Origin of the sequence: Flintibacter muris (assembly GCF_943192995.1) — a bacterium.
GTDB lineage: Bacteria > Bacillota > Clostridia > Oscillospirales > Oscillospiraceae > Lawsonibacter > Lawsonibacter muris.
In genome coordinates this window covers 148,341-173,992 of the sequence record NZ_CALPCP010000005.1, presented here as the reverse complement: position 1 = coordinate 173,992, position 25,652 = coordinate 148,341, and the positions used below count along the sequence as shown (strand labels likewise).

The following is a 25,652-nucleotide window of genomic DNA, read 5'->3' as shown; positions in this document are numbered from 1 at the left end:
GGAGATAAGCGGGATCGAACCGCTGACCTCCTGAATGCCATTCAGGCGCTCTCCCAGCTGAGCTATACCCCCACGTCAATATTCAGTTGTAAAGTGGTGGAGATAAGCGGGATCGAACCGCTGACCTCTTGAATGCCATTCAAGCGCTCTCCCAGCTGAGCTATACCCCCATATTCAATTTCCCAACTCGGACATCGCTCCATTTGTACTCAACTATATTCATTGTAATATATTTTTTGCAAGCTGTCAAGTGTTGATTTTCTGAACCTATTGGACAAATTCGGGATTATTTCACTGGAAACATGTGTTGCCATCTGAGTTATACCCCCCCACATCAATATTCGTTTGTAAAGTGGTGGAGATAAACGAAATCAAACCGCTGAACACTTGAATACCATTCAAATATTCTTCCAGATCGTGCAGTTGCTTACCACCCAAGAGTGATTAAACACAATCTTATGCTGGAGGCATTATACGATATTCAGGCGGAGATGTCAAGCAATTTTTATAAACTTCCGCAACTGGAAAATGTCAAGGGTTAAATGCAGAAAAATCTAAAATTGTTTTTGTGCATTATTTACAAAAGCAATTCTACCCCCTCAATACCGGCCTCCTGGGCAAGCTCCAGCAATACTCGTCCGGCACACCTCCCGTCCAGGATGCCGCGCGGGTATTCGTTTACCCACCGCTACACCAGCAATGTGTCCGCCTCTGTTATCCCGGTAAAGTCCGTCCCCTTTGGAACCTTCCGCCGAATCATACGGTTTCCGTTCTCGTTGCTCCCCCGTTCAAAGGCGCTGTGCGGATGGCAGTAGTAGATGTGGGTTCGCGCCCCCTCTCCGGTCACGGCCCGCGTCATGCCCTCCCAGTCCTGGAACTCGCTGCCGTTGTCAACGGTGATCGTCTGGAATATCCGCCAAAAGTTGAGGCTCCCCAGCTTCTTTTCCAGCCCATCCAGCACGGCCGCCACGCTTGCCATTGTCCCGTACGGTCTAAGAGCCTGTTTAAAAACTTTTGACAAGAACGACCTCCAGGTAGATAATAAGGAAAAACAGGCAGGAGCGTCAAGCTGAGGGAATCGCAATAGCCAAAGGCCGCATGACTGGCAGCCCCAAGAAAGCAATGGATACTTTCGAGTGCGTTTATCTCAAACGTGAAGGAAGGGAAACTGTCAGTCAGTGCAGGAGCGAAACAGTTGGGAATTTCACGTTCTACATGGTATTGGAAAGTAAATGAATATGAAAATGATTCCTTCATTGATTTGTAATGGACATACGAAAAAATGCTGGCAGCAGTATAGTACGGCTGCCGGCATTTTTAATCTTTGGGAATCATTGGCCGACTGATGAACAATGTCCGCATGGGACACTATCCCACAGACCTGGATCATGTAGACCTGATCACCCGAGGCATCACATTTCCCGGCGGTGTGACCACCAATCTGTTGGATCTATGCTGCCCTATCTGTCCATCCCGTTTGCAAAAGGCGGCCGGAGCCGGGAGTCGGAGAGTTTTTTCATGCCTGTTGATTGCTGAAAAGGTGGTACAGATTCATAATGGTGACCACGCTCTGTTCTTTGGTGTAGGTCTCCTGGGGGGAGAAATTTCCGCCGCCAGTGCCGTTCATGATTCCGGCCCCCTGGACCTGGCCCACGGCGGACTGAGCCCAGGGGCTGATGGTCTCGCTGTCAATAAAATCGGGGGCGGACTGGGTGAGGGGGGAGCCCGCCGCCCTGGACAGATTGGCAAGGATGACGGCCGCCTGCTCCCGGTTCAGGGGGGCGTCTGGATTAAAGGCGCCGCCGTCCATACCGGACACAATGCCCAGCCCGGCGGCCTTTTCCACGCTGAGGTCCCGAGTGTCGGAGAAGGACACCCGTTCTTCAATCTCCTGGCCGGTAAAGCGCTCATAGAACTGGACGGCCAGGGTACAGAACTGGGCCCGGGTGATGGTCTGGTTGTAACCGGTGCGCAGGGAGACGGGGAGAAAATCCCAGGCAATGGCCTCGTCTACGGAGGAGGAGGCCCAGGCGGCAGGAAGGCTGCCCGCTGTGAGGGTGAGCGAGGGGGAGGCGGTGTCAATATCTTCCATCACCTGGATGGGAAAGGCGGAGAAGCGGAACACATAGTTGCCATAGAAGAGGCTCTCCCCATTGCCCAGCTGGCCGCTGACATTGGCCCCCCAGGTCCACAGCTCACCGAAGGTTTTTCGCACCAGAACATGGTTCCAGCCGACGCTGACCTCCTCCACGCCATCCTCCAGCACCATAACGGGGGAGAGCCGGCCCTCAGTGGTGCCGTCTCCCACATCCCCCGACCGGTTGTTGCCCCAGGCCCAGAGGGAGCGGTCCTGACGGAAGGCGTAGGCGTTGTTGTTGGAGGCGTAGACGCCGATTACATGGTCCATGATCTGGGCAGGGGTGGAGCGGCTTTCGATGGTGCCGTCCCCCAGCTCTCCCTGCCAGTTCCGTCCCCAGGTCCACAGGGTGCCGTCCGCCTTGACGGCGGCGCTGAACCCGTAGCCGGCGCTCATCTGCACCACCTTGTCCAGCACCTTGACCGGGGTGAGCCGTTCCCGGGTGGTACCATCTCCCACGCCGCCGCTGGCGTTCTGCCCCCAGGCCCACAGGGAGCCGTCGGTTTTCAGAGCCAGGCTGTGGCCAAAGCCGGTGCAGGCGGCGGCCACATTGTCCAGAATCTTTTTGGGGACGGAGGTCTGGCGGTTGGTCCGGTCGCCCACATACTTGCCCCAGACCCACAGGGAGCCGTCGGTTTTGATGGCCAGGTGAGTACATACTCCCGTGCTGGCCGAGACCACATCATCCATAATCTTAACAGGGACGGTGCTGCCCTCCATGGTGTCGGGGAGGCCGGGGAAAGTGTTGCTCACGTTGCGTCCCCAGGCCCACAGAGTGTTGTCCTTCAGCACGGCGTAGGTGTGGGACTCGCCGGCGCTGACCGACTTGACGCCCTCCAGTACCTTGACCGGGGTGGTCCGGTCCTGGGTGGTGCCGTCTCCCAGCTGTCCGTACTGGTTGTCACCCCAGGCCCACAGATTGCCGCCGCCGTCAATGATAAAGCTCTCCGCACCGCCGCCGCTCATGAGCTGGTCTGTATCGGCCCTGGCAGAGTCGTAAGCCACCGCCGGGGCGGCCTGAGCCAGAAGCAGGACCAGGCCCAGAAGCAGAGAGAGGGATTTTTTGAGTCTCATAGAGTGAATCCTCCTTTGTATGAATATCCGACAACTCCCGCAAAAACAGGAATTTGCAGATGTTGACATAAAACTGGCATTTCAGGGCCTGATCTCCCCACGGAGGAGGACCTGGTCCCCGGACTGATATTCCTTGGCGTACCGCCCGGGGGTGAGGCCGGTGAGGTGGCCGAAGGTGCGGATAAAGTGGGAGTTGTCGGAAAATCCAGACAGTTCCCCCGCCTGCTGGACGCTGACCCCCTCCTGAAGCAGCTGTCTGGCCTTGAGCACCCGGCTGTAGATGATGTACTCCATCACGGAAAAGCCGGTGGCCGCCTTGAAAACGCGGCAAAGGTAGTGCTTGCTGATGTAAAACTGCCCGGCGATCTGGTCCAGAGTGAGGGGCTCAGACAGGTTGTCCCGGATATAGTCCAGGATGGGGGCTACCCGGAGAAAGTCCTTGTTGTGGATGGACTCGCCGGCGTCAGCCACGTTGAGGGTGGGGGCTACCCGGATCAGCAGATTGAGCAGGGCCACCAGCTGGCGGGTGTCGCTTCCGAAGGAACCGTCGTTTTTGTTGCGTTCCAGGGCCTGAAACAGCTCTATGATCTCAGTCATCTCCCCGGTGGACAGCTCCGCCCGGCGGAAGGCCGCGCCGCAGAACTGGGTTAAGTCGGTTTGGGGGGTGGACAGCTGGGTCAGCGCCTTTTTATTGATATGGAGCACATACCGGGCGTGAAAGCCCTCCGCCATGGTGCGGTGGAGGGTGTTTTCCCCAATGAGGTACAGCGTTCCCCGCCGCAGGGGGTAGACCTGGTCGCTGACAAAGATGTTCCCCGGGCTGACCAGGGGAAGGAGCAGCTCACAGTGGTCATGAAAGTGCAGCCGGCTCATGTTCCAGGTCTCGTTGTGGTTCAGCTGTAAGTGGAATTCCACGTTGGTCAAAGAAAAAAGCCCCCTTTGCTATGAATTGCGGAGCAGATCATATCCGCCCCCGTGCAAACGATGCCCCATTATACCACGTCAGTTCAAGATATGCAAACTTTATGCTAAATTACAGGCTAGACCAGTTGTGGGATTTGTGGTAAAATAGCCACTGTAGAAAAGCGCATTGCGGCACCTTGACAATTTGAGCAGAAGAAAGAGAACCAAAAAATTTGTAATGGGGGTATTACTATGAACAAAGTATATTCCATGCACGACGCCGTGGCGAAATTCGTGGAAAGCGGAGACTGTGTCTGCTTCGGCGGCTTCACCACCAACCGCAAGCCCTACGCCGTGGTCAGCGAGATCCTGCGCCAAGGCCAGACCGACTTTACTGTCTGGGCCGGTCCCGCCGGCGGCGACTGGGACATGATGATCGGCGAGGGCCGGGTAAAGGCGTACATCAACTGCTACACCGCCAACTCCGGCTACACCAACGTCTCCCGCCGCTTCCGCGCCGCCATTGAGAAGGGCCAGTTGACCTATGAGGACTACTCCCAGGACGTGCTGATGCTCCAGCTCCACGCCGCCTCTCTGGGCCTGCCCTTCCTGCCTGTCCGCCTGATGCAGGGCTCCGGCCTGATGAAGTACTGGGGCATCAGCGAGGAGCAGCGCAAGGCGCTGGACAAGGTGGACGACCTGAAGTGCGTTGAAATTGAAAATCCCTTCAACCCCGGCGAGAAGGTTGTGGCCGTCCCCACGCCCAAGCTGGACCTGGCCGTGATCCATGTGCAGAAGGCCTCCCCCGACGGCACCTGCATCATTGAGGGCGACGAGTTCCACGACGTTGACATTGCCGTGGCCGCCCGCAAGGTGATTGTCACCTGCGAGGAGCTGGTGAGCGATGAGTACATCCGCCGTGACCCCACCCTGACCCGCATCTTCGGCGAGTGCGTCTCCGCCGTGGTCTACGCCCCCTACGGCGCATGGCCTTCCCAGTGCTACAACTACTACGACAACGACTCCCACGCCCTGGTGGAGTATGACAAGGCATCCAAGTATCAGGACGCCGAGGACGCCAAGCAGCAGCTGGCCAAGGCCGCTGCCAAGGCTCAGAAGGCCGCCGAGGCCAAGCCCGGCGACGAGAAGGCTCAGGCCGCCGCCGCCAAGGCCCGGAAGGCCGCTGACGACGCCGCTTCCGGCGCCGCCGTTCCCGAGACCTTTAAGGACTATGTGGACAAGTGGGTTTACAGCGTGAAGGATCACGACGAGCTGCTGGATAAGGTGGGCGGTTCCCGCCTGATGCGGCTGAAGAACGAGCCCCATCTGGGCTATTCCACCCGGCACTAAGAAAAGGGAGGTATAAAGAAATGGCTGAGTATAAGATTACCAAGCAGGAGCGTCAGGCTTACGCTATCGCCAAGAACATCAAGGAAAATCAGATCGTTATTGTGGGCACCGGCCTTCCCCTGATCGGTGCTTCTCTGGCCAAGCGGGTGGTGTGCCCCTCCTGCCATCCCATCGTGGAGAGCGGCCTGATGGACTGCTCCCCTGTGGAGGTCCCCCGCTCCGTGGGCGACAACCGCTTTATGGCCCACTGCGCCGTGCAGTGGCCCAACATCCGCTTTATCGGCTTTGAGGCCAACGAGTGGCTGCATGACGAGGACCGCCTGATTGCCTTTATCGGCGGCGCCCAGATCGACCCCTATGGCAACGTGAACTCCACCTGTATCTACGGCAAGGGTGACTACGTCCAGCCGGCCACCCGCTTCACCGGCTCCGGCGGCGCCAACGGTATCGCCACCTACTGCAACACCATCATCATGATGCAGCACCAGAAGCGCCGCTTCATGGAGCACATTGACTACATCACCTCCTGCGGCTGGATGGACGGCCCCGGCGGCCGTGAGAAGGTTGGCCTGCCCGGCAACCGCGGCCCCCAGATGGTGGTCACCGACCTGGGCATCATGAAGTTCGACGAGCAGACCAAGCGCATGTACTGCGCCTACATGTTCCCCGGCGTCACCCCCGAGATTGTCCAGGAGAACACCGGCTTTGAGATCGACTGCTCCAAGGCCGAAATCTTCCCCGACCCCGACCAGGAGATCCTGCGCATCATCCGCGAGGAGATCGACCCCGGCCAGGCCTTTATCAAGATCCCCAAGGAGTAAGCATGAAAAACCTGTTTATTTCCATTGCGGCAGCTGTGGTCATTGCCATAATTGGATGGTTTTTTATCCAAATTTGTCCCGTGTACCAATATACCAATCCGCCTGTTCTATACCTGGCAACGGTGATCGGCGGCGGATGCTGCTGGATTGGATTGAATCTGCGGAAAAAATAGCAATGGGACGCCCCGTCCTCCGGGCGGGGCTCCATACAAGATTTAGGAGGAGTTTACATTGGGTAATTATTCCATGCCCCGGTATTTCCAAAATATGCCCGTGGTGGGCAAGCCCGTCAAGGCCAACACGGAGAATGTCAACGAGCTGCGGGCCATTGAGGACGACATCCACGCCCATATCGTGGACGCTCTGTCCAGCGGCAAGGCTGACGAGGACATGAACGCCAAGGGCCAGCTTACCGCCATGCAGCGCGTTGCCCTGCTGGTGGACGCCGGCACCTGGTGCCCCCTGAACAGCCTGTACAACCCCGAGCACAACAAGAACGGCTCCACCTCCATTGTCAAGGGCCTGGGCCGGGTGAACGGCAAATGGTGCTGCATTATCGCTTCTGACAACAAGAAGCACGCCGGCACCTGGGTGCCCGGCCAGGCGGACAACCTGCTCCGGGGCAGCGACACCGCCAAGCGGCTGCGCATCCCCCTGATCTACCTGCTGGAGTGTGCCGGCGTGGAGCTGGACAAGCAGGAGAAGGTGTACCCCAACCGCCGGGGCGGCGGCACCCCCTTCTACCGCAACTCTGAGCTCAACCAGATGGGCATCCCCGTCATTGTGGGCATCCACGGCACCAACCCCGCCGGCGGCGGCTACCACTCCATCTCCCCCACTGTGCTGGTGGCCCACCAGAAGGCCAACATGGCTGTGGGCGGCGCGGGCATTGTGGGCGGCATGAACCCCAAGCCCCATGTGGACATGGAGGCCGCCCTGGCCCAGATCGAGGCCACCAAGGGCCTGCGTGCTGATCCTCCCGGAAGCGTCTCCATCCACTACGGCGAGACCGGCTTCTTCCGTGAGGTGTACACCGAGCAGGAGGGGGTCATCGCCGGCATCAAGAAGTACGTGGACATGCTGCCCACCTTCGACCTGGAGTTCTTCCGGGTGGACACCCCCCAGTCTCCCGCTATGTCCGATGTGGAGCTGTATGACCTGGTGCTCAACAACAAAAACCGCCCCTACGACATGTATTCCGTCCTTGGCCGCCTGTTCGACGGCAGCCAGTTCATGGAGTACAAGAAGGGCTACGGTCCCGAGATGATTACCGGCATTGCCAAGGTGGACGGCCTGCTGGTGGGCGTGGTGGCCAACCAGCAGGGCATTTTCCCCAACTATCCCGAGTATAAGATGGCCAAGTACGGCCAGGCTATGGGCGCGGGCGGCAAGCTGTACCGCCAGGGCCTGATTAAGATGAACGAGTTTGTCACCCTGTGCGCCCGTGACCGCCTGCCCATGATCTGGATTCAGGACACCACCGGTATCGACGTAGGTGACGACGCCGAGGTGGCCGAGCTGCTGGGCCTGGGCCAGTCCCTGATCTACTCCATCCAGTCCTCCGGCCTGCCCATGATGGAGATTACCCTGCGCCGGGGCACCGCCGCTGCCCACTACGTCCTGGGCGGCCCCCAGGGCAACGACAACAACGCCTTCTCCCTGGGCACCGCCGCCACCGAGATCAACGTGATGAACGGCAAGACCGCCGCCAACGCCATGTACACCGGCCGTCTGGCCAAGGACCAGAAGGCGGGCAAGGACCTCCAGCCCACCATCGACAAGATGAACTCCCTGATTGACGACTACAACGTAAAATCTCAGCCTCTGTTCTGCGCCCAGGCCGGCCTGGTGGACGAGGTGGTCGACATGCCCATGATGCGCAACTACATTGTGGCCTTTGCCGACTCCTGCTACCAGAACCCCGCCTCCATCTGCCCCTTCCACCAGATGCTGCTGCCCAGAACCATCAAGGATTACGACGACGGGCATAAATAAGACCGGCGCAATCTGTATGTAGGGCGCGACGACCCGGCGCGCTGTTTCCAAAGGCCGCACGGCCCCTTGTAAAAGCGGGCCGCCGGGGTCGTCGGCCCCTACACACAACCACATGAAATTAGGAGAATCGAAACCTATGAGTATCTACACCCTGGGAATCGACATCGGTTCCACTGCCTCCAAGTGCATTATGCTGGAGGACGGCAAGGAGATTGTGGCCAAGTCCCTCATCTCGGTGGGGGCGGGCACCAGCGGACCTCAGCGGGCGATCGACCAGGTGCTCGACCAGGCCGGAAAGTCCCGGGAGGATATGGCCTTTATCCTGGCCACCGGCTATGGCCGCAATTCCCTGGAGGAATTCGCCGACAGCCAGATGAGCGAGCTGAGCTGCCACGGCAAGGGCGCGGCCTTCCTGTTCCCGGAGGTCAAGACCGTGATTGACATTGGCGGCCAGGATGTGAAGGTCATGCGGGTGGAAAACGGCGTGATGACCAACTTCCAGATGAACGACAAATGCGCCGCCGGTACCGGCCGGTTCCTGGACGTGATGGCCCGGGTGCTGGAGGTGGACGTGGAGGATCTGGGCACATTGGGGGCCCAGTCCACCAAGTACGTGGGTATCAGCTCCACCTGCACTGTCTTCGCCGAGAGCGAGGTCATCAGCCAGCTGTCCATGGGCACTGACAAGCGGGACATCATCAACGGCATTCACCAGTCGGTGGCCTCCCGTGTGGCCGGACTGGCCCACCGGATCGGGGTTCAGGACCAGGTGGTCATGACCGGCGGTGTGGCCCAGAACTCCGGCGTGGTCAACGCCCTTCAGGAGGCCCTGGGCCGGGAAATCCACACCTCACCTTTGACCCAGTACAACGGCGCCCTGGGCGCCGCCCTGTTTGCCTATCAGAAATATCAAAAGGCGCATAAGTAAAGGAGACATGTGGAATGGACCGCTTTAAAAAGGTATACAGCCAAGGCGTTTTAACAACATTTGAAATCTGGGTTGACACCGAGACCGGCGTAAACTATGTCTGGCGTCACGACGGAAGCGCCGGAGGACTGACCGTCCTTCTGGACAAGGATGGGAAGCCGGTTGTGACGAATGTTTCCAATAAGGCTTGACCTGCGGGAAGAGCATGGGAGGTAATAAACATGACTGACAAGCAGATGCAATTTATTGCCTGGCTGATCACAACGGCTACGGACAAATGCTCTTCCATGGAAGAGGTTCGGAAAATGAATGAGGAAATCCGCAAGCATTCTGCCGGACTGAAGGACGAGAGCGAAGAAAGTAATTAAAACAGTTAGGAGGAATTCTCTATGGCAAAAGAAGTGAGCCCCGGCGTACTGGCGCTGCGTAAGGTCGTTGAAGACGTCTATGCCGATGCCCGGGAGGCCAAGAAACAGGGCAAGCTGGTGGGCTGGTCCAGCTCCAAGTTCCCCTGCGAGCTGGCCGCCGCCTTTGACCTTGACGTGATGTACCCCGAAAACCAGGCCGCCGGTATCGCCGCCAACCGGGACGGCGAGATCATGTGCCAGGCCGCCGAGGACCTGGGCTTTGACAACGATATCTGCGGCTACGCCCGCATCTCTCTGGCCTACGCCGCCGGCAAGCGGGCCAGCCGCAAGGTGGACCTGGAGACAGGCGAGTATGTCATCAATCCCGCCAGCGGCCGTCCTCTCAAGGACGAGAACGGAAAGGTGGTTATGGGTGAGGACGGCAAGCCCGTCAAGGACCCCAAGACCATGCAGCCCTACACCGTCCTGGACGACATCCATGAGATTGAGGCCCTCCCCGACGGCAAGGAGAAGGACCTGCGCTGGGCCGCCATCAAGCCCTACCGCCAGATGCAGATGCCCCAGCCTGACTTTGTGCTGTGCTGCAACAACATCTGCAACTGCATGACCAAGTGGTACGAAAATATCGCCCGTATGTGCAACGTGCCCCTGATTATGATCGACATCCCCTACAACAACACTGTGGAGGTCCACGACACCAATGTGGCCTACGTCCGGGCTCAGTTCGACCACGCCATCAAGCAGCTGGAGGAGCTCACCGGCAAGAAGTTTGACGAGAAGAAGTTTGAAGAGGCCTGCGCCAACGCCAACCGCACCGCCAGCGCCTGGCTGCGGGTGTGCGACTATCTCCAGTATAAGCCCGCCCCCTACTCCGGCTTTGACCTGTTCAACCACATGGCCGACGTGGTTACTGCCCGTGGCCGTGTCCAGGCTGCCGAGGCCTTTGAGCTGCTGGAGAAGGACCTGGCCGAGGCCGTCAAGGTGGGCAAGTCTACCACCCCCTTCCCCGAAAAGTACCGGGTTATGTTCGAGGGCATTCCCTGCTGGCCCAAGCTGCCCAACCTGTTCAAGCCCCTGAAGGAGCACGGCGTCAACGTCACCGCCGTGGTGTACGCCCCCGCCTTCGGCTTTGTGTACAACAACATGGATGAGATGGTCCGGGCCTACTACAAGGCCCCCAACTCCGTGTGTATCGAGCAGGGCGTGTCCTGGCGTGAGGGCATCTGCAAGGACAACAAGGTGGACGGCGTGCTGGTCCACTACAACCGCTCCTGCAAGCCCTGGTCCGGTTACATGGCAGAGATGCAGCGCCGCTTTACCGACGACCTGGGCATCCCCTGCGCCGGCTTTGACGGCGACCAGGCCGACCCCCGGAACTTTAACGAGGCCCAGTATGAGACCCGCGTCCAGGGCCTGGTAGAGGCCATGGAGGCCAACGCCGAGAACAAGGAGGGCTGAGAGATGAGCATTGAGGTACTGTTGAAAGAATTTGCTGAGATTTCCGAGCATCCCGGCCGTCAGATCAAGGCCTTCAAGGCCGAGGGCAAAAAGGTTGTGGGCGTTCTGCCCTACTTCGCCCCCGAGGAGCTGGTGTACGCCGCCGGTATGGTGCCCATGGGCATCTGGGGCAGCAACAAGAAGACCATCTCCATGGCCAAGGAGTACTGCGCCACCTTCTACTGCACCATCGCCCAGCTGGCTCTGGAGATGCTGCTGGACGGCACTCTGGACGATCTGGACGGCCTGATTACCCCCACCATCTGCGACACCCTGCGCCCCATGAGCCAGAACTTCCGTGTCGCCATGAAGGATAAGCTGCCCTGCATCTTCCTGGCCCATCCCCAGCAGCGCAAGCCCGCCTTTGGCATCCAGTTCACCATGGACCAGTATCAGCATGTCAAGTCTGAGCTGGAGAAGATTTCCGGCAACACCATCACCGACGAGGCCCTGCGGGAGGCCATCAAGGTCTACAACCGCAATCGCGCCGCCCGCCGGGAGTTTGTCAAGCTGGCCGGTCAGCACCCCGACGTGGTGTCCGCCGTGGCCCGGTCCGCAGTCCTGCGCTCCGCTTACTTTATGATTAAGGACGACCACACCGCCAAGCTGGAGGCCCTGAACGAGGAGCTGAAAGCCCTGCCTGCCTGCGACTGGAAGGGCAAGAAGATCCTCACCTCGGGCATCATCTGCGACAATCCCAAGCTGCTCCAGACCTTTGATGACAACCAGATTGCCATTGTGGCCGACGACGTGGCCCACGAGAGCCGCATGATCCGGGTGGATGCTGACGAGACCGGCGACCCCATGATGGCCCTGGCCCAGCAGTTTGCCGACCAGGACTACGACATCCTGCTCTATGATGAGAACTCCAGCCAGAACCGCCGGGCCGACTTCGTGGTCAAGCAGATCAAGGACTCGGGCGCTCAGGGCCTGGTGCTGTTTATGCAGCAGTTCTGCGATCCCGAGGAGATGGAGTACCCCTACCTGAAAAAGGCGCTGGACGCCGCCGGCATCCCCCACATCAAGCTGGGTGTGGACCAGCAGATGCGGGACTTCGGCCAGGCCAGCACTGCCATCCAGGCCTTTGCTGATGTGCTGTAAAAAAAGCGTTTAATTCTATGAACCCTGTCTAATGTCATATTGACACTTCTCTGGAGAAAATGGTATAATGTTCCCAATTTCGGCCTCCCTTCCGCCCGAACAGGCGGAAGGGGGACCGCAAGTCCCGTTCCGCCGCCGGGATGAGCCCGAAAAACGGAACAAAATAATGTAAAGGGGAAAAAGAAGCTATGAATTACAATGTGACCGTCAACGGCAAGGTCTACAACGTCTCCGTTGAGAGGACCGGCGCCGCTGCCCCCGCCGCCCCGGCGATGGCTGCTCCCGTGGCTGCCGCTCCTGTGGCTGCCCCGGCTCCTGTGGCCGCTCCCGCCCCTGCCGCCGCTCCTGCGCCCGCCCCCGCCCCCGCTGCGGCTCCTGCCGCTGTCGGCGCCGGCGAGACCGCCGTGAAGAGCCCCATGCCCGGCAACATCTTTAAGGTGGAGTGCTCCGTGGGCCAGTCCGTCAACGCCGGCGATGTGCTGGTGGTGCTGGAGGCCATGAAGATGGAGATCGAGGTGTCCGCCCCCGTGGCCGGCACTGTCAAGGCCGTGGCCGCCTCCGTGGGCACCGCAGTCAACACCGACGACCTGTTGGTCACCCTGGGCTGATAAGGGGGAGTTTCAACTATGCCTAGTACTGATCCTAGCAAGTATATCTTGCACCCCTTTGAGCCGCTGTCGGTGCCCGAGGCCCTGCTGACGGCCGTCTGCGGCCTGCTGGTGGTGTTCATGATGCTGGCCATCCTGATGGTAGTCATTATGGTCATCTCCAAGGTGGTAGCCGCTATCGACGCCCAGCATAAGCCTGCCGCTGCGCCTGCCGCCAAGAAGGCCGCTCCCGCCCCGGTGCCCAAACCGGCCCCCGCCGCGCCCGCTCAGGATGACGGCGAGTTGGTGGCTGTGATGATGGCCGCCGTGGCGGAGGAATCCGGTATGCCTCTGGGTTCCTTCCAGATCACCAACATTGCCCCCGCCGCGGCCGCCGCTCCTGTGGCTGCTGCTCCCGCGCCCGCCCCGGCCCCTGTGGCTGCGGCGCCTGCTCCCGCCGCCGCCCCGGCTCCCGCCGCTGCCCCCGCCGCCGGTGAGACCGCTGTGAAGAGCCCCATGCCCGGCAACATTTTCAAGGTGGAGTGCTCTGTAGGTCAGTCCGTCAACGCCGGCGACGTGCTGGTGGTTCTGGAGGCCATGAAGATGGAGATTGAGGTGTCCGCCCCCGTGGCCGGCACCGTCAAGGCGGTCGCCGCTTCTGTGGGCACCGCTGTCAACACCGATGACCTGCTGGTCACCATCGGTTGAAAGGAGGGGTAAAGTATGGAATTTTTCACTCGAGTAATTAGCGCCATCGCGTCCGGCTCCGGCTTTGCCGCTCTGGATGTCAAGACCATTATCATGCTGTTCATCGCCTGCGTGCTGCTGTACATGGGTATCGGCAAGGGCTATGAGCCTCTGCTGATGGTCCCCATCGGCTTTGGTGTGCTGCTGGCCAACCTGCCCATCACCGGCCTGTTTGCTGAGCCTGTCTATGACGCCGCTACCCACAGTGGTACCGTTGGCTTCATGTGGGTGCTCTATCAGGGCGTTCAGTACGCTATCTATCCGTCGATTATCTTTATGGGCATCGGCGCAATGACCGACTTCGGTCCCTTGTTGGCCAACCCCACCTCTCTGCTGTTGGGTGCCGCGGCGCAGATGGGCATCTTCGCCGCCTTCCTGATGGCCCTGTGTGTGGGCCCCATCACCAGCGCCCTGAACGGCATGTTGCCCTTTATCCCTGTCATCACCTTTACCCCCGCTGACGCGGCGGCTATCGGCGTGATCGGAGGCGCTGACGGACCGACAGCAATTTTGACGGCATCCAAGCTGGCTGTGGAGCTGCTGCCCGCCATCGCCATTGCGGCCTACTCCTACATGGCGCTGATCCCCATGATTCAGCCCCCTCTGATGAAGGCCCTCACCACCAAGGAGGCCCGCCAGGTCAAGATGAGCCAGCTGCGCACCGTGTCCAAGGCGGAGAAGATCATTTTCCCCATCGCGGTAACCATCTTCGTGGTGCTGCTGATTCCGGACACCGCCCCGCTGATCGGTATGCTCATGCTGGGTAACCTGTTCCGTGAGAGCGGCGTCACCGAGCGTCTGTCTGATACCGCTCAGAATGCCCTCATCAACATCGTTACTATCCCTCTGGGTCTGTCTGTGGGCTTTAAGGCCAGCGCGGATCAGTTCCTGAAGGGCGAGACCCTGTTCATCATTGTCCTGGGCCTGACTGCTTTCCTGCTGTCCACTGCCGGTGGCCTGATCCTGGGCAACGTGATGTATGCGGTCACCGGCGGCAAGGTCAATCCGCTGATTGGCTCCGCCGGCGTGTCCGCCGTGCCTATGGCTGCCCGTGTGGCTCAGAACGTGGGCCAGAAGGAGAACCCCTCCAACTTCCTGCTCATGCACGCCATGGGCCCCAATGTGGCCGGCGTGATCGGCTCCGCTTGTGCGGCCGGTTTCATGATTAAGGTGTTTGGCGGCTGATTTCCGTTTCCTTGCGTTCAACCGGCGCGTCGAAAGACGCGCCGGTTTTTTTATCCGCAAAAGCTTGAAAATGTGCTGTTTGTCAATAGAAAGGACTTGAAGCAGCGGCTGGACAGTGCGTTGACTAAACTCTGACTGTCTTTGTCTCCAAGTGGAGAACCGGCCAGGGGGATGACAGCGGTGTCTTGCCTGATAGGCCCTGGGGACGGTCTGACCTGACCGCGTCCAGGCAGTTTATATTTTTGTAATTTGGCGGATAGATATTTTTTTGAAAATCTGTAAAAATTCCGAAAAAAATATCTTGCCAAATTTCACCGGAGCTGGTACACTTATGTAAACTCAGACCCTCCCATTCCGGAGGTCAGGTCAGAAGAGGAGAAAAAACCATGAAGCTGCACAAAAAGATACCGGCCGTTCTGCTGACGGCATCCATGGTACTGTCCATGCTTACCCCCGTCCGGGCGGCGGAACCGGCAAGCGAACCGGTGGGGGACCTTCAAGCTACCCTGCGTATTGACTATATCCAGGAGCTGTCTCAGCTCCAGGACCGAAATATCCAGGCGGAGCTGTTCCGGGGCCAGAGCTCCCTGGGAAAGATTGGACTGACCCAGCCCGCTTCCGGGAATTTTGGGGGCTGTACCGCCCAGGTCTCCCTGCGGGACCGCCTGGGAGGCGATCTGATTGGCAGCGCTCTGCCCGGAGCGCTGGACCTGTCTGTGGAGGGACTGCCCCAGGGCAGCTATACCCTGCGCTTTACCGGCCAGGGCTATGCCTCCTGTGACGCCCGGTTTACCATTGGGGGCTACAGCCAGTATGTAGAGGTGGGCACTGGCGACGGCACCTTTGCGCTGGGGGACTTTGACGGCAGCGGGCGGGTGGACGCCCGGGACCGGGAGGCTGTGTCCAACGCTCTGGGCAGCACCAGCCGCGCCGATCTGGCTGAATTCGACCTGAACGGCGACGGGCAGATCGACATTGTGGACCTGGCCTATGTCAACCACAATGTAAACACTCCCGCCGCTTCCGCCACGGTGCTGGACACCGCCAGTATTGACGTCTTGATGGATACTGCTCAGGCGGCCCGGGATCTGGCCGCCAGCGGCACGGTGGTGAGGTCGGGCGACCTGAACACCCTGCTTGAGGAAAGCGGAGCGGTAACCTTTCAAAGTACCTCGGAGGGCGGCGATATCCGCATTCCCGTCCCTTTGAGCCAGGCGGTAGTGGCGGAACACCTGCAAATTGTCACGCCGGACAGCGCGCAGGGCGCGATCCAGGCCGGCTCGGTGGAGGTGGAGTATGAGGGGGGGACCATCTCCTGTGACTTCTCCTCTGACACAACCGCCTATCCCGGAACCCACGCCATCACCCGTACCGCCGGGACCAATGTGATTGTCATCCCCCTGGGCAGCCGGGTGGCGGTGAAAAAGGTGACCGTTACCGTCACCAAAACGGCGGGGGGAGAGTATGCCACAGTGGATACCATCCGCTTCCTGAAGGATATCGCCCCTGAGGAGCTGGTGGAGCCCAACAGCCAGGTGAAAAATCTGTCCGCCGCCGCAGGGGACAGCCGGGTGAGCCTGACCTGGGAGCGGCTGAGCAATGTATCCGGCTACCGGGTGGAGTACTGGCAGGAGGGCGGGGAGAGCGCCCGCCGCCAGCTGGCTGTGGATGTGCCGGAGGCACAGATCACCGGCCTGGACAACATGAAGACCTACTACTTTACCGTAACTCCTGTCGACGGCAGCTGGCAGGGGAGAAGCTGCGCCCCTGTGGCGGCCACCCCTCAGCCTGCCAAAGCGCCCGCCGCCCCTGATATGGTGACAGTCACCCCCCTGGACGGCCAGCTGGAGGTGTCCTGGAAGGGGGCGGAGAATGCCACCTATTATGAGGTTTACTATACCGACGTGCCCGCCGCCGCCCCCTCCGCCTACCGGCAGAGCGGCGGCCAGGTGACAGGCACAAGGCAGACCATAAGCGGCCTGAGCAACGGCGTTACCTATTACATATATGTGGCGGCCGGCAACGACATAGGGAAAAGCGGCCCCTCCCGCATCTACACCGGCGTACCCGTGGCGGTGGACTACAGCCGTCCGGAGGGAATTCCTACCCAGGGCGTGCTGGACAGCGCCAGAATTGCCGGCATTGCCCTGGCAGACCCCTCCAACTACAACGCCAGCCAGTATCCGGGGAGCACATTCAGTATCCGGAATGTGATTGACAACGATTACCGCACCCATTGGACCGCCCGGGACTGGTCCTACAATGAGCATGTGGAGGTCACCTTTGACCGGCCTGTGGACCTGAGCGCCGCCATCTGGGTTCCCCGCCTGGACGGCTCCTATCCCAGCTATCTGCGGGCCTACAGCGTTCAGGTGTGGTATCAGGGGGAGGACCTGAACGGCGCGGGACATCTGCTCACCGGCGGTGTGGATAACGGCGGCGCGGGCAACAACTCCGACGTGCTCACCTGGCCCAACATCCCCAACCGGGCCTCCATCCCCACCAGCAAATTTGCCATTCTGCCCTTTGGCCCGGCAACCGGTGTGGTCAAAATCAGCGTGGCCGTGGAACAGTGGGATTACAACATTGTCAGTCTGTCTGAGCTGATGTTCCTGGAGTACGACCCGGAGCACTGCCTGCCGGACAACATTGCCGGCCTGTTTGCCGACGAACTGCGCACTCAGCTGGCACCCCAGGTGACCCAGGACCAGATCGACAGCCTTCGGGCCCGGCTGAACAGCGACGAGCGAAACTACTATATGAACCCCGAAACCTTGGATGACGAGTTGGACCTGGCCCAGGAGCTGCTGACCGGCGGGAGCACCGGCGGTGTGGTGCTGCGCGGTGTCCAGTCCAGAAGCAGCGCCGCCGACAGCGCAAAATATCAGCAGGGCGGCAGCGACCTCCAGCCCCTGGGGGCGGCAGTCAAAGCGGGGCAGGAAATCACCATTTACGCCTCTGGAATCCCCGACGGGGAGCGGGTGACGGTCTACGCCACCCAGTTCAACGCTGAGGTCTCCGCCTGGAGGGCTGAGGTGGGCAGTCTGGTCAACGGCCGCAACATCCTCACCGTACCCAAAATCGGCAGTCAGAGCACCGAGCGGGGCGGCAGCCTGTACTTTGCCTACAGCGGCTCCGCCGCCCAAAATATCCAGCTCCACGTCCGCCGGGCGGTGGATATGCCTGTGCTGGAGCTGTCCGACTGGTATAAGATCAGCGAGGCGGAGCGGCGGGCCCGGATCGGGGCCTATGTGGATGAGCTGACCGCCTATGTCCCGGCCCAGGGAATCGACAGCGGCAGCGCCCTGACCAAGTGCCTGAATGTGACAGAGATCGCCACCCCCACCGTTCTGCTGTCCCTCCCCGCCGCCGCCGTGCTCAGCGCCAACGGCCAGAACAGGGAGGACAAGGTGGAAAACCTGTACCAGGACGTGCTGGCCTGGGAGGACCTGATGCACATCTGCAAGACCACCCAGGGTATTGACAACACCTATGAGAACAACGACATGACCTCCCGCCAGAATATCCGCTGCATGCAGATGTTCACCGGAGCCTTTATGTATGCGGCGGGCAGTCACGTGGGCATTGGCTACGGCTCCTGCGCCGGAATGGTCAGCGGCCGGCCCATTGAAAAGATGGGGGAGGGCGCTTCGGCCAACAGTCTCTTCGGCTGGGGCATTGCCCACGAGATTGGCCACAACATGGACAAGCTGGGCCGGGCGGAGATCACCAACAATATTTACTCCCTCATGGTTCAGACCTATGACGGCGGACAAAACACCCTCACCTCCCGCCTGGAGGGGGGCAAGTACCCCGCCATCTTCACCAAAACCGCCCAGGCCATGCCCGGCGAGTCCAACGACGTATTTGTCCAGCTGGGTATGTACTGGCAGCTCCACCTGGCCTACGACGGCGGGGACAGTCCCATGGACTTCTATAACCGCTTCTTCAAGGCCTGGAAGGCCGGGACCTACACCCAGGGCATGACCGGTCTGAGCTATGATGAGAAGGTGGCCCTCACCGCCTCCGGAACGGCGGGCAGGGATCTGACCGGCTTCTTTACCCACTGGGGCATGGACCTCAGCGGCGAGGTCAAGGCCAAATTGGCCGAATATGAAGAGGAGGACCGGGCGCTGTGGTATCTCAGCGACCAGAGCCGCCGGGACCGGCTCCAGGGCGCAGCGCCCGCCAGCGGCTCGATCACCGTGGAGGCCCAGCGGGAGGGCGAAGACTCTATGACCATTGCGGTCACCATCACGCCCGATATCACCGGCAGCGTCCAGGGCTATGAGATCTGGCGCAATGACGAACCTATCGCCTTTGTGCCCGCCCCCGGAAACAGCGGCAGCACCCCTGTCACCTTTACTGACGCCATGGGCTCGGCGGGCAACCGGCTGTATACCTACCGTGTGGCGGCCTACGGCGTCCAGGGCGGCTTGATTGGGGAGGATACCGCCCAGAGCATTCTGCTCACCGGCCTGGAGGGCGACGAGGTGGCCTTCCACAAGACGGGGACGCTGGGCGTGCTGGCCCAGGACTATGTGTATGGCCCGGAGGCTGATGACGTGATTTCCGCTGGAACCATTGTCATCACCGGCTCCTACCGGGGTGATCCCCGGTTCCTCACCATGGAGGTGAGGGGACGGTTTACCAAGGCCAAGGACGAATTGATGGAGGACATCCTGGTGGAGGAGCGGGCCATTGATGGATATGCGCTCTTCTTCGCCGGCGTCCCTGAGGAGGGGACTGTAGGCGAGGTCAGCGACGGCATCTTCCTCTTTGTCCCCAATCTGGAGCGGGAAGCTGAGCTCCAGGAGGGGAGCGCCAGCCAGTGCAGCGGCGTCAATCTGCTGCCCAGCCAAATCCAGGCGGTGCTCTACCGTACAGACACCTCCCATGATGCGAGCGTCAAGCGGAAAACGGCGGAGACAATGTGGATCTATACCCCCGGCGGGACGGACCTGCCCGCAATCGTGTTGGAGGGCGGAGCATGAGAAGGAGAATCGTTCATATTTGGCTGGCCCTGACGCTGGTACTGCTGTGCCCGGCGGCGTCGGCGGCAGGCGGCCCCACCCTCTGGATGGAGGGCGGGAGCGGGACGGGAAATGTCCAGCTCACCCTGCGGGAGCTGGGTGACCGGTCGGTGAACAGCGTTCAGCTGGAGCTCACCCTGAGCGGCAGCTATCCCAAGGCGAGCTTTGCGGCGAGCGGGGAGGAATACGGCTATTGCCGGACGGAAACCGCCGGCAATGAGACCACCATCACCATTTATATCGACTCACTGCGCAACCTGAACCAGAGCGGCACTGCCCCCCTGGGTACCCTGAAGCTGGGCGGCGGCTACACCGCCCCCAGCACCGCCAGTGTGACCATTTTGGACCGAGGTCTGGAGTCCGACGGGTCCGGAAGCGGCAGAATCCCGGTTCAAAGCACTTCCGGAGGTTCCGGCAGTTCTGGAGGTTCCGGCTCCTCCTCCGGGGAGGCGGGACGGTATTCTGTTCGGGTCTCCAGCACAGGCCGGGGTGCCGTTATGGTCAACCCCGGAACGGCAAGGCAGGGGGAGACGGTCACCATAACCTCACGCCCGGACAGCGGATATCAGCTGTCTGAGCTGACCGCCTGCAGCGGGGAGCGCCGCCTCCAGCTCAGCGACAAGGGAGGGGGGAGCTTTACCTTTACCATGCCCGCCTCTAATGTGGATGTCCGCGGGGTTTTTACCGCTGAAGCTCCGGCAGAGCTGCCCTTTACTGATGTGGAGGAGAGGGCCTGGTTCCGGGAGGCGGTGGAATATGTCTATGAAAACGGGCTTATGTCGGGTACCGGCGCCACAACCTTCGGCCCGGACCTGGCCACCAGCCGGGGGATGATTGTTACCATTCTGTACCGGCTGGCCGGTTCTCCCGCCGCGGGAAGCTCCGTCTTTAACGACGTGGCCGACGGCCAGTACTACGCCAAGGCGGTGACCTGGGCGGCGGCCAACGGCGTGGTCAGCGGCTACGGAAACGGCCGCTTTGGTCCCAACGACCCCATTACCCGGGAACAGATGGCGGTAATTCTTCGGGGCTATGCCCGGCTCAACGGCATGGATGTGAGTGCCCAGGCAGATTTGTCCGGCTACACAGACGCGGACAAGATCAGCCCTTATGCCCGCGAGGCCATAAGCTGGGCCAACGCCTGCGGGCTGATTAACGGCACCAGCGCCGTAACGCTGACCCCCGCCGGCACCGCTACCCGGGCTCAGGCGGCGGTAATCCTCCGGGGTTTTTGTGAAAATGTGATGTCCGACAGCTAAACTGTAACAGCCTGAAATGTTGCCCCGGCCGGTTTGAGCAATTTTGCCCAAACCGGCCGGGGTTTTTTGGCCTGGTATGTTAAGAAAGTGTATAAATGATGAATTTTGTGGTTTTACTCCGGGGAGATGCCCTTGACTTTGCCGCTGATGTTGTTATAATGTGGAAGTAATTATAGCGACCATCAGATTTGCTGTCATATGCAGGGCAGGCCTTTGGCTGCCCCTGCAGCTCTAGTGCCAGCAAATTTGAAGCTTGCTATAGGGCGTCTAATCAGGCGCCTGAGAGTAGTTTAAAGAGAAGGGATGTTATGAAGCAACACAAAAAAGCTTTGGCAGTGTGGATTGGAGCTACCTTGGTCTTTCTGATCGGGGCGCTGCTGGCGGGTACGTCAGCCCGAACGGAGAGCGTGCAGGAGACCATGAGAGACGCGGTCCTGCACAGCGTCAATCAGGTCAGTCTGTTTGGCTGGCGGGCGGTGAACCCGGGCCTGATTTCCGCCTTTTTGGTTACGGCGCTGCTGCTGGCGGCGGCGGTGCTGATCCGAATATTTGCCATTCCCCGGTTCAAATATGTCCCGGGAAAGTTCCAGCTGGTGCTGGAGGAGGCGGTGGGGCTCTTTGACCGCATGGCCAAAGGCGACAGTCCGCACCGCTGCAAATTTTTGGGAGCCTACATCTTTGCCGCCGGAGCCTACATCTTTGTGGGCACGCTCTTTGAGCTGCTGGGCCTCCAGGCGGTAACGGTCCACGCAAGCCCCATCACCCTGCCCGCGCCGCTGTCTGACGTCAACGCCGCCATTGCCATGGGCACCTTGTCCTATCTGGTGATTCTCTCCGGCGGTATCGCCGCCAACGGGATAAAGGGCGTGGGTAAGACACTGAAGGAGTTTTCCCTGCCCATCTCCATGAGCTTCCGTCTGTTTGGCGCACTGCTCAGCGGTCTGCTGGTGACGGAGCTGGTGTATTACTATGTAAGCCTGAGCTTTGTGCTCCCTGTGCTGGTGGGCGTACTGTTTACCCTGCTCCACGCTCTGGTCCAGACCTATGTACTTACTATGTTGGTTTCCATGTACTACGGCGAGGTATCCGAGCGGGGTGAGCCCAAAGAAAGCAAAAAAACGCACACCGCACAGAAATAAATTGAGGGGGTTTTTATAATGAAGCATCTTATAAAGCGAATTGTTGTACTTGGCGGGGTTTTGATTCTGGGCCTGGCCCTGATGGCCCCTGCTTTTGCCGCCAGCGCGCCTGCGGGGGATGAGCCGGCCGCGGTCAGCGCGGAAGCTCAGGCGGACAACACCACCGGCCTGAAGGCTATTGCCGTGGCTTTGGCTATCGGTATTGCCGCCGGCGGCGGCGGTATCGGCATGGGACTGGCCGCCGCCAAATCGGCGGAGGGTATTTCCCGCCAGCCGGAGGCGGAGGGCAAGATCCGCACCATGATGATGCTGGGCCTGGTCTTTATCGAAACGGCCATCATCTACGCGCTGCTGGTGGTCATTCTAATCATCTTTGTGTTGTAAGGCAGGTGGAGTTCTATGCCTTTGAATATTGATTTGCAGCAGATTTTGCTGCATTGGATGAACCTGGCCATCCTCACCGGAGTGCTGTACTTTTTGTTGTACAAGCCTGTGAAGGAATTTATGGTCAAGCGGGAGGAGCACTACCGCAGTTTGGACGAGGAGGCCGCCGCCAAGCTGGCGGAGGCGGAACGGATCAAGGCGGAGTGTCAAGCCAAGCTGGACGGAGCGGATGAGGAGATCCACCAGGCTCGGGCCAAGGCCCAGCAGGCCATCCAGCAGTCCACCGAGGACCAGCTGGCCCAGGCGAAGGAACAGGCCCGTCAAATTGTGGCCCACGCCCAGGCGGAGGCGGAGCACAGCCGGGATCGGGTACTGCGGGATTCCCGGCGGGAGCTGCGGAAGCTGGCCGCCCAGGCCACCAAGAAGCTGGCCTTCCAGGCCGATCCCTTCGACCAGTTCCTAGACCTGGCGGAGGAGGAGGACGAGCATGAGGAGTGACAGAGGCCGCCTGACGGCGGAGCTGCGCAGCGCTCAGGAGCCCACCACCGAGCAGAAGCGCCGCTTTTCCGAGTTCTTGGCCAAAAAGTATAAGCGAAAGGTCCCTCTGCGCTGGGAGCAGGACGACTCCCTGCGCTCCGGGTTCCGCCTCCAGGTGGGTTCCGACGTCTACGACTGGAGCCTGAGGGGCCGGGTACGCCAGTTTACCGACTATCTGCGCACCATCCAGCCCGGCCAGGAGGAGCTGATGCCCCTGATGCGCCAGGCTGTGGACGACTGGTCCCTGGCTGTGGTGCCCGAGGAAATCGGCCATGTGCTGACAGTGGACAGCGAGATTGCCACAATAGACGGCCTGGAGCACGCCCAATACGGCGAGATTCTGCTGTTTACCGGCGGAATCAAGGGCATGGTGCAGGACCTGAGCCGGGGCACTGTGAGCTGTGTCATCTTTGGCGACGCTGAGGAAATCAGCGCGGGCAGCATTGTCCGCCGCACCAAGAAGACTGCGGGGATGCCGGTGGGCGAGGGCTTTTTGGGCCGTGTGGTGGACGCCCTGGGCGTCCCTATCGACGGCAAGGGCCGCATCCAGGCGGAGGACCGCCGTCCCATTGAGGCGCCCGCCCCCAGTATTCTGGACCGCCAGCCCGTCGATACCCCCATGGAGACCGGCCTGCTGGCTATCGACTCCATGTTCCCCATTGGCCGGGGCCAGCGTGAGCTGATTATCGGCGACCGCCAGACCGGCAAAACTGCCATTGCTCTGGACACCATCCTGAACCAGAAGGGGAAGGACGTGGTGTGTATCTACGTGGCCATTGGGCAGAAGACCAGCTCCATTGCCCAGTTGGTGGGGAATCTGTCCCGGCAGGGGGCTATGGAGTATACCACCGTAGTCAGCGCCCCGGCGGGGGCGTCGGCGGCCATGCAGTATATCGCCCCCTACGCCGGCTGTGCCCTGGGGGAGCACTTTATGTACCACGGCCGTGACGTGCTTATTATCTACGACGACCTGTCCAAGCACGCCGTGGCCTACCGGGCTCTGTCGCTGCTGATGGGCCGTTCCCCGGGCCGTGAGGCCTTCCCGGGCGACGTGTTTTACCTCCATTCCCGGCTGCTGGAGCGGGCTGCTCACCTCAGCGACGAGCTGGGCGGCGGCAGCATGACCGCCCTGCCCATTGCCGAGACCCAGGCGGGGGATGTGTCCGCCTATATTCCCACCAACATCATCTCCATTACCGACGGACAAATCTTCCTGGAGAGCGACCTGTTCTTCTCCGGCCAGCGGCCCGCTGTCAACGTGGGTCTGTCCGTTTCCCGTGTGGGCGGTGACGCCCAGACCAAGGCCATGAAAAAGGCGGCGGGCACCCTGCGCCTGGACCTGGCTCAGTACCGGGAGATGGAGGTGTTTACCCAGTTCTCCAGCGACCTGGACGAGGCCACCAAGCGCCAGCTGGTCTACGGTCAGGGCCTGATGCGGCTGCTGCGCCAGCCCCAGTATGCGCCTCTGGCCCAGCATAAGCAGGTGATTTTGCTGGTCAGCGCTCTGGGCCATGTGATGCAGGATGTCCCGCTGGACGATATCAGCCGCTTTGAGAGCGGCCTGCTGGCCTTTATGGCGGAGCAGGACGCTGACCTGTGCCGGCGGATCGACGTGACCGGTATGCTGTCACAGGAGGACCGGGAGGAGATTCTCCGCCTGTCCAGGGAGTTCCTGGAGGACTGGCAGACCAGCAGAAAGCGCGGTGACTGAGGTGGCAGGGACAAAGGAAATCAAAACCCGCATCCAGAGCGTGCAGGAGACCAAAAAGATTACCAACGCCATGTATCTCATTGCATCCACCAAACTGCGCAGGGCCAGGCTGGAGCTGGAGCACACCCGCCCCTACTTCAAAGCGCTGCGCCATGAGATTAAACGCATCTTCCGCACCGCCAATGACGTGGACAGCCGCTACTTCTATCCCATTGACAACGACACCCCCCGGGAGGGGACCTACGGCTGTCTGGTCATCACCGCCGACAAGGGGCTGGCGGGCTCCTACAACCAAAACGCCATCCGCCGGGCCCAGGAGCTGCTGGAGCGGCACCCGGACACCAAGCTTTTTGTGGTAGGGGAGTATGGACGGCGGTTTTTTACCCAGCGGAATATCCCTATTGAGCGCAGTTTTCTCTACACTGCGCAAAACCCCACCATGGCCCGGGCCCGGGAGATCGGCGCCCAGCTGGTGGACGGCTTTGACCGGGGAGAGCTGAAGGAAATTTTTATCATCTATACCGACATGGCCAGCGCCATGTCCTTTGAGGCCCGGTCTGTCCGGCTGCTGCCCTTCCACCGGACCTACTTCGATACCCCCGCCGGGGAACAGGCGGTGACTGAACCCTTTGAGTTTTTCCCCAGCGTGAGGGCGGTGCTGGACAACATGATTCCCAGCTATGTGTCCGGCTATATTTACAGCGCTCTGATTGACAGCTTCTGCTGTGAACAGAACGCCCGCATGACGGCTATGGACAGCGCCAACCAGAACGCGGAGGAGCTGCTGGGAGAGCTTTCGCTGAAATACAACCGGGTGCGTCAGTCGGCCATCACCCAGGAGATTACCGAGGTCTCCGCCGGGGCCAGGGCCCAGCGCCAGAGGAAGGAGTGACAGG

22 protein-coding genes, 2 tRNA genes and 1 pseudogene are annotated in these 25,652 nt (G+C 60.5%); 20 read left to right on the top strand and 5 right to left on the bottom strand.

What is annotated here, in order from left to right:
- The 3 genes from NFS22_RS07155 to NFS22_RS07145 all read right to left on the bottom strand — a co-directional run bounded on the left by NFS22_RS07155 (position 1) and on the right by NFS22_RS07145 (position 979).
- Positions 1 to 72, bottom strand: a tRNA-Ala gene (locus NFS22_RS07155).
- Positions 73 to 94: 22 nt separating this feature from the next.
- A tRNA-Ala gene (locus NFS22_RS07150) sits at positions 95 to 170 on the bottom strand.
- Between the two features lie 518 nt (positions 171 to 688).
- A complete protein-coding gene (locus tag NFS22_RS07145; protein WP_251317022.1) occupies positions 689 to 979 on the bottom strand; it encodes a hypothetical protein in 291 nt (96 codons plus the stop codon).
- A gap of 345 nt (positions 980 to 1,324) precedes the next feature.
- Between NFS22_RS07145 and NFS22_RS23695 the strand changes: the two are divergent.
- Positions 1,325 to 1,480 (top strand): annotated as a pseudogene (locus NFS22_RS23695) (DUF6094 domain-containing protein); the annotation flags it as partial.
- A 36-nt stretch (positions 1,481 to 1,516) separates the two neighbouring features.
- Here NFS22_RS23695 and NFS22_RS07135 read toward each other — a convergent pair.
- Together NFS22_RS07135 and NFS22_RS07130 are read right to left on the bottom strand one after the other, a co-directional pair.
- Positions 1,517 to 3,211: an S-layer homology domain-containing protein gene (locus NFS22_RS07135; RefSeq protein WP_251317021.1), complete on the bottom strand. Its 1,695-nt coding sequence runs from the start codon at positions 3,209 to 3,211 to the stop codon at positions 1,517 to 1,519.
- Between the two features lie 81 nt (positions 3,212 to 3,292).
- Positions 3,293 to 4,126, bottom strand: coding sequence for a helix-turn-helix transcriptional regulator (locus NFS22_RS07130; RefSeq protein ID WP_251317029.1), 834 nt, complete (start codon positions 4,124 to 4,126; stop codon positions 3,293 to 3,295).
- 240 nt (positions 4,127 to 4,366) lie between these two features.
- Between NFS22_RS07130 and NFS22_RS07125 the strand changes: the two genes are divergently transcribed.
- The 19 genes from NFS22_RS07125 (at position 4,367) to atpG (ending at position 25,648) form a co-directional block, all read left to right on the top strand.
- Positions 4,367 to 5,464, top strand: coding sequence for a CoA transferase subunit A (locus tag NFS22_RS07125; protein WP_251317020.1), 1,098 nt, complete (start codon positions 4,367 to 4,369; stop codon positions 5,462 to 5,464).
- A gap of 20 nt (positions 5,465 to 5,484) precedes the next feature.
- Positions 5,485 to 6,285, top strand: a complete 801-nt coding sequence (gene gctB, locus NFS22_RS07120) for a glutaconate CoA-transferase subunit B (protein WP_251317019.1) — start codon at positions 5,485 to 5,487, stop codon at positions 6,283 to 6,285.
- Positions 6,286 to 6,287: 2 nt separating this feature from the next.
- Complete coding sequence (locus NFS22_RS07115) at positions 6,288 to 6,458, top strand: hypothetical protein (RefSeq protein ID WP_251317018.1); 171 nt, start codon at positions 6,288 to 6,290, stop codon at positions 6,456 to 6,458.
- Positions 6,459 to 6,531: 73 nt separating this feature from the next.
- Positions 6,532 to 8,280: an acyl-CoA carboxylase subunit beta gene (locus tag NFS22_RS07110; protein WP_338147948.1), complete on the top strand. Its 1,749-nt coding sequence runs from the start codon at positions 6,532 to 6,534 to the stop codon at positions 8,278 to 8,280.
- A gap of 136 nt (positions 8,281 to 8,416) precedes the next feature.
- The gene (gene hgdC, locus NFS22_RS07105) at positions 8,417 to 9,208 is read left to right on the top strand and encodes a (R)-2-hydroxyglutaryl-CoA dehydratase activase HgdC (protein ID WP_251317016.1); all 792 of its coding nucleotides are present in this window, start codon (positions 8,417 to 8,419) and stop codon (positions 9,206 to 9,208) included.
- Positions 9,209 to 9,222: 14 nt separating this feature from the next.
- Positions 9,223 to 9,399: a DUF6440 family protein gene (locus NFS22_RS07100; protein WP_251317015.1), complete on the top strand. Its 177-nt coding sequence runs from the start codon at positions 9,223 to 9,225 to the stop codon at positions 9,397 to 9,399.
- Between the two features lie 30 nt (positions 9,400 to 9,429).
- The gene (locus NFS22_RS07095; RefSeq protein WP_251317014.1) at positions 9,430 to 9,576 is read left to right on the top strand and encodes a hypothetical protein; all 147 of its coding nucleotides are present in this window, start codon (positions 9,430 to 9,432) and stop codon (positions 9,574 to 9,576) included.
- A gap of 21 nt (positions 9,577 to 9,597) precedes the next feature.
- Positions 9,598 to 11,034 carry a (R)-2-hydroxyglutaryl-CoA dehydratase subunit alpha gene (gene hgdA, locus NFS22_RS07090; RefSeq protein ID WP_251317013.1) on the top strand — a complete coding sequence of 479 codons (1,437 nt, stop codon included), beginning with the start codon at positions 9,598 to 9,600 and terminating at the stop codon, positions 11,032 to 11,034.
- 3 nt (positions 11,035 to 11,037) lie between these two features.
- Positions 11,038 to 12,174, top strand: coding sequence for a (R)-2-hydroxyglutaryl-CoA dehydratase subunit beta (gene hgdB, locus NFS22_RS07085; protein ID WP_251317012.1), 1,137 nt, complete (start codon positions 11,038 to 11,040; stop codon positions 12,172 to 12,174).
- A 188-nt stretch (positions 12,175 to 12,362) separates the two neighbouring features.
- Positions 12,363 to 12,782, top strand: coding sequence for a biotin/lipoyl-containing protein (locus NFS22_RS07080; RefSeq protein WP_251317011.1), 420 nt, complete (start codon positions 12,363 to 12,365; stop codon positions 12,780 to 12,782).
- Between the two features lie 18 nt (positions 12,783 to 12,800).
- The gene (locus NFS22_RS24045; protein WP_420908848.1) at positions 12,801 to 13,469 is read left to right on the top strand and encodes an OadG family transporter subunit; all 669 of its coding nucleotides are present in this window, start codon (positions 12,801 to 12,803) and stop codon (positions 13,467 to 13,469) included.
- A gap of 15 nt (positions 13,470 to 13,484) precedes the next feature.
- On the top strand, positions 13,485 to 14,693 hold the full coding sequence (locus NFS22_RS07065; protein WP_251317010.1) for a sodium ion-translocating decarboxylase subunit beta: 1,209 nt from the start codon (positions 13,485 to 13,487) through the stop codon (positions 14,691 to 14,693).
- A 386-nt stretch (positions 14,694 to 15,079) separates the two neighbouring features.
- Complete coding sequence (locus tag NFS22_RS07060) at positions 15,080 to 19,687, top strand: M60 family metallopeptidase (protein WP_251317009.1); 4,608 nt, start codon at positions 15,080 to 15,082, stop codon at positions 19,685 to 19,687.
- Positions 19,684 to 20,985 (top strand): S-layer homology domain-containing protein, encoded by a 1,302-nt coding sequence (locus tag NFS22_RS07055; protein ID WP_251317008.1) that lies wholly within the window; start codon positions 19,684 to 19,686, stop codon positions 20,983 to 20,985. Before NFS22_RS07060 ends, NFS22_RS07055 begins: the two co-directional genes overlap by 4 nt.
- Positions 20,986 to 21,293: 308 nt before the next feature.
- Positions 21,294 to 22,124: a F0F1 ATP synthase subunit A gene (locus tag NFS22_RS07050; RefSeq protein ID WP_251317007.1), complete on the top strand. Its 831-nt coding sequence runs from the start codon at positions 21,294 to 21,296 to the stop codon at positions 22,122 to 22,124.
- Between the two features lie 18 nt (positions 22,125 to 22,142).
- On the top strand, positions 22,143 to 22,508 hold the full coding sequence (locus NFS22_RS24250; protein ID WP_251317006.1) for an ATP synthase F0 subunit C: 366 nt from the start codon (positions 22,143 to 22,145) through the stop codon (positions 22,506 to 22,508).
- 15 nt (positions 22,509 to 22,523) lie between these two features.
- Positions 22,524 to 23,006 carry an ATP synthase F0 subunit B gene (locus NFS22_RS07040; protein WP_251317005.1) on the top strand — a complete coding sequence of 161 codons (483 nt, stop codon included), beginning with the start codon at positions 22,524 to 22,526 and terminating at the stop codon, positions 23,004 to 23,006.
- Complete coding sequence (gene atpA, locus NFS22_RS07035) at positions 22,996 to 24,756, top strand: F0F1 ATP synthase subunit alpha (protein ID WP_251317004.1); 1,761 nt, start codon at positions 22,996 to 22,998, stop codon at positions 24,754 to 24,756. The genes NFS22_RS07040 and atpA overlap by 11 nt, the downstream gene beginning before the upstream one ends.
- Positions 24,749 to 25,648, top strand: a complete 900-nt coding sequence (atpG, locus tag NFS22_RS07030) for an ATP synthase F1 subunit gamma (RefSeq protein WP_251317003.1) — start codon at positions 24,749 to 24,751, stop codon at positions 25,646 to 25,648. Before atpA ends, atpG begins: the two co-directional genes overlap by 8 nt.
- Positions 25,649 to 25,652 lie beyond the last annotated feature (4 nt).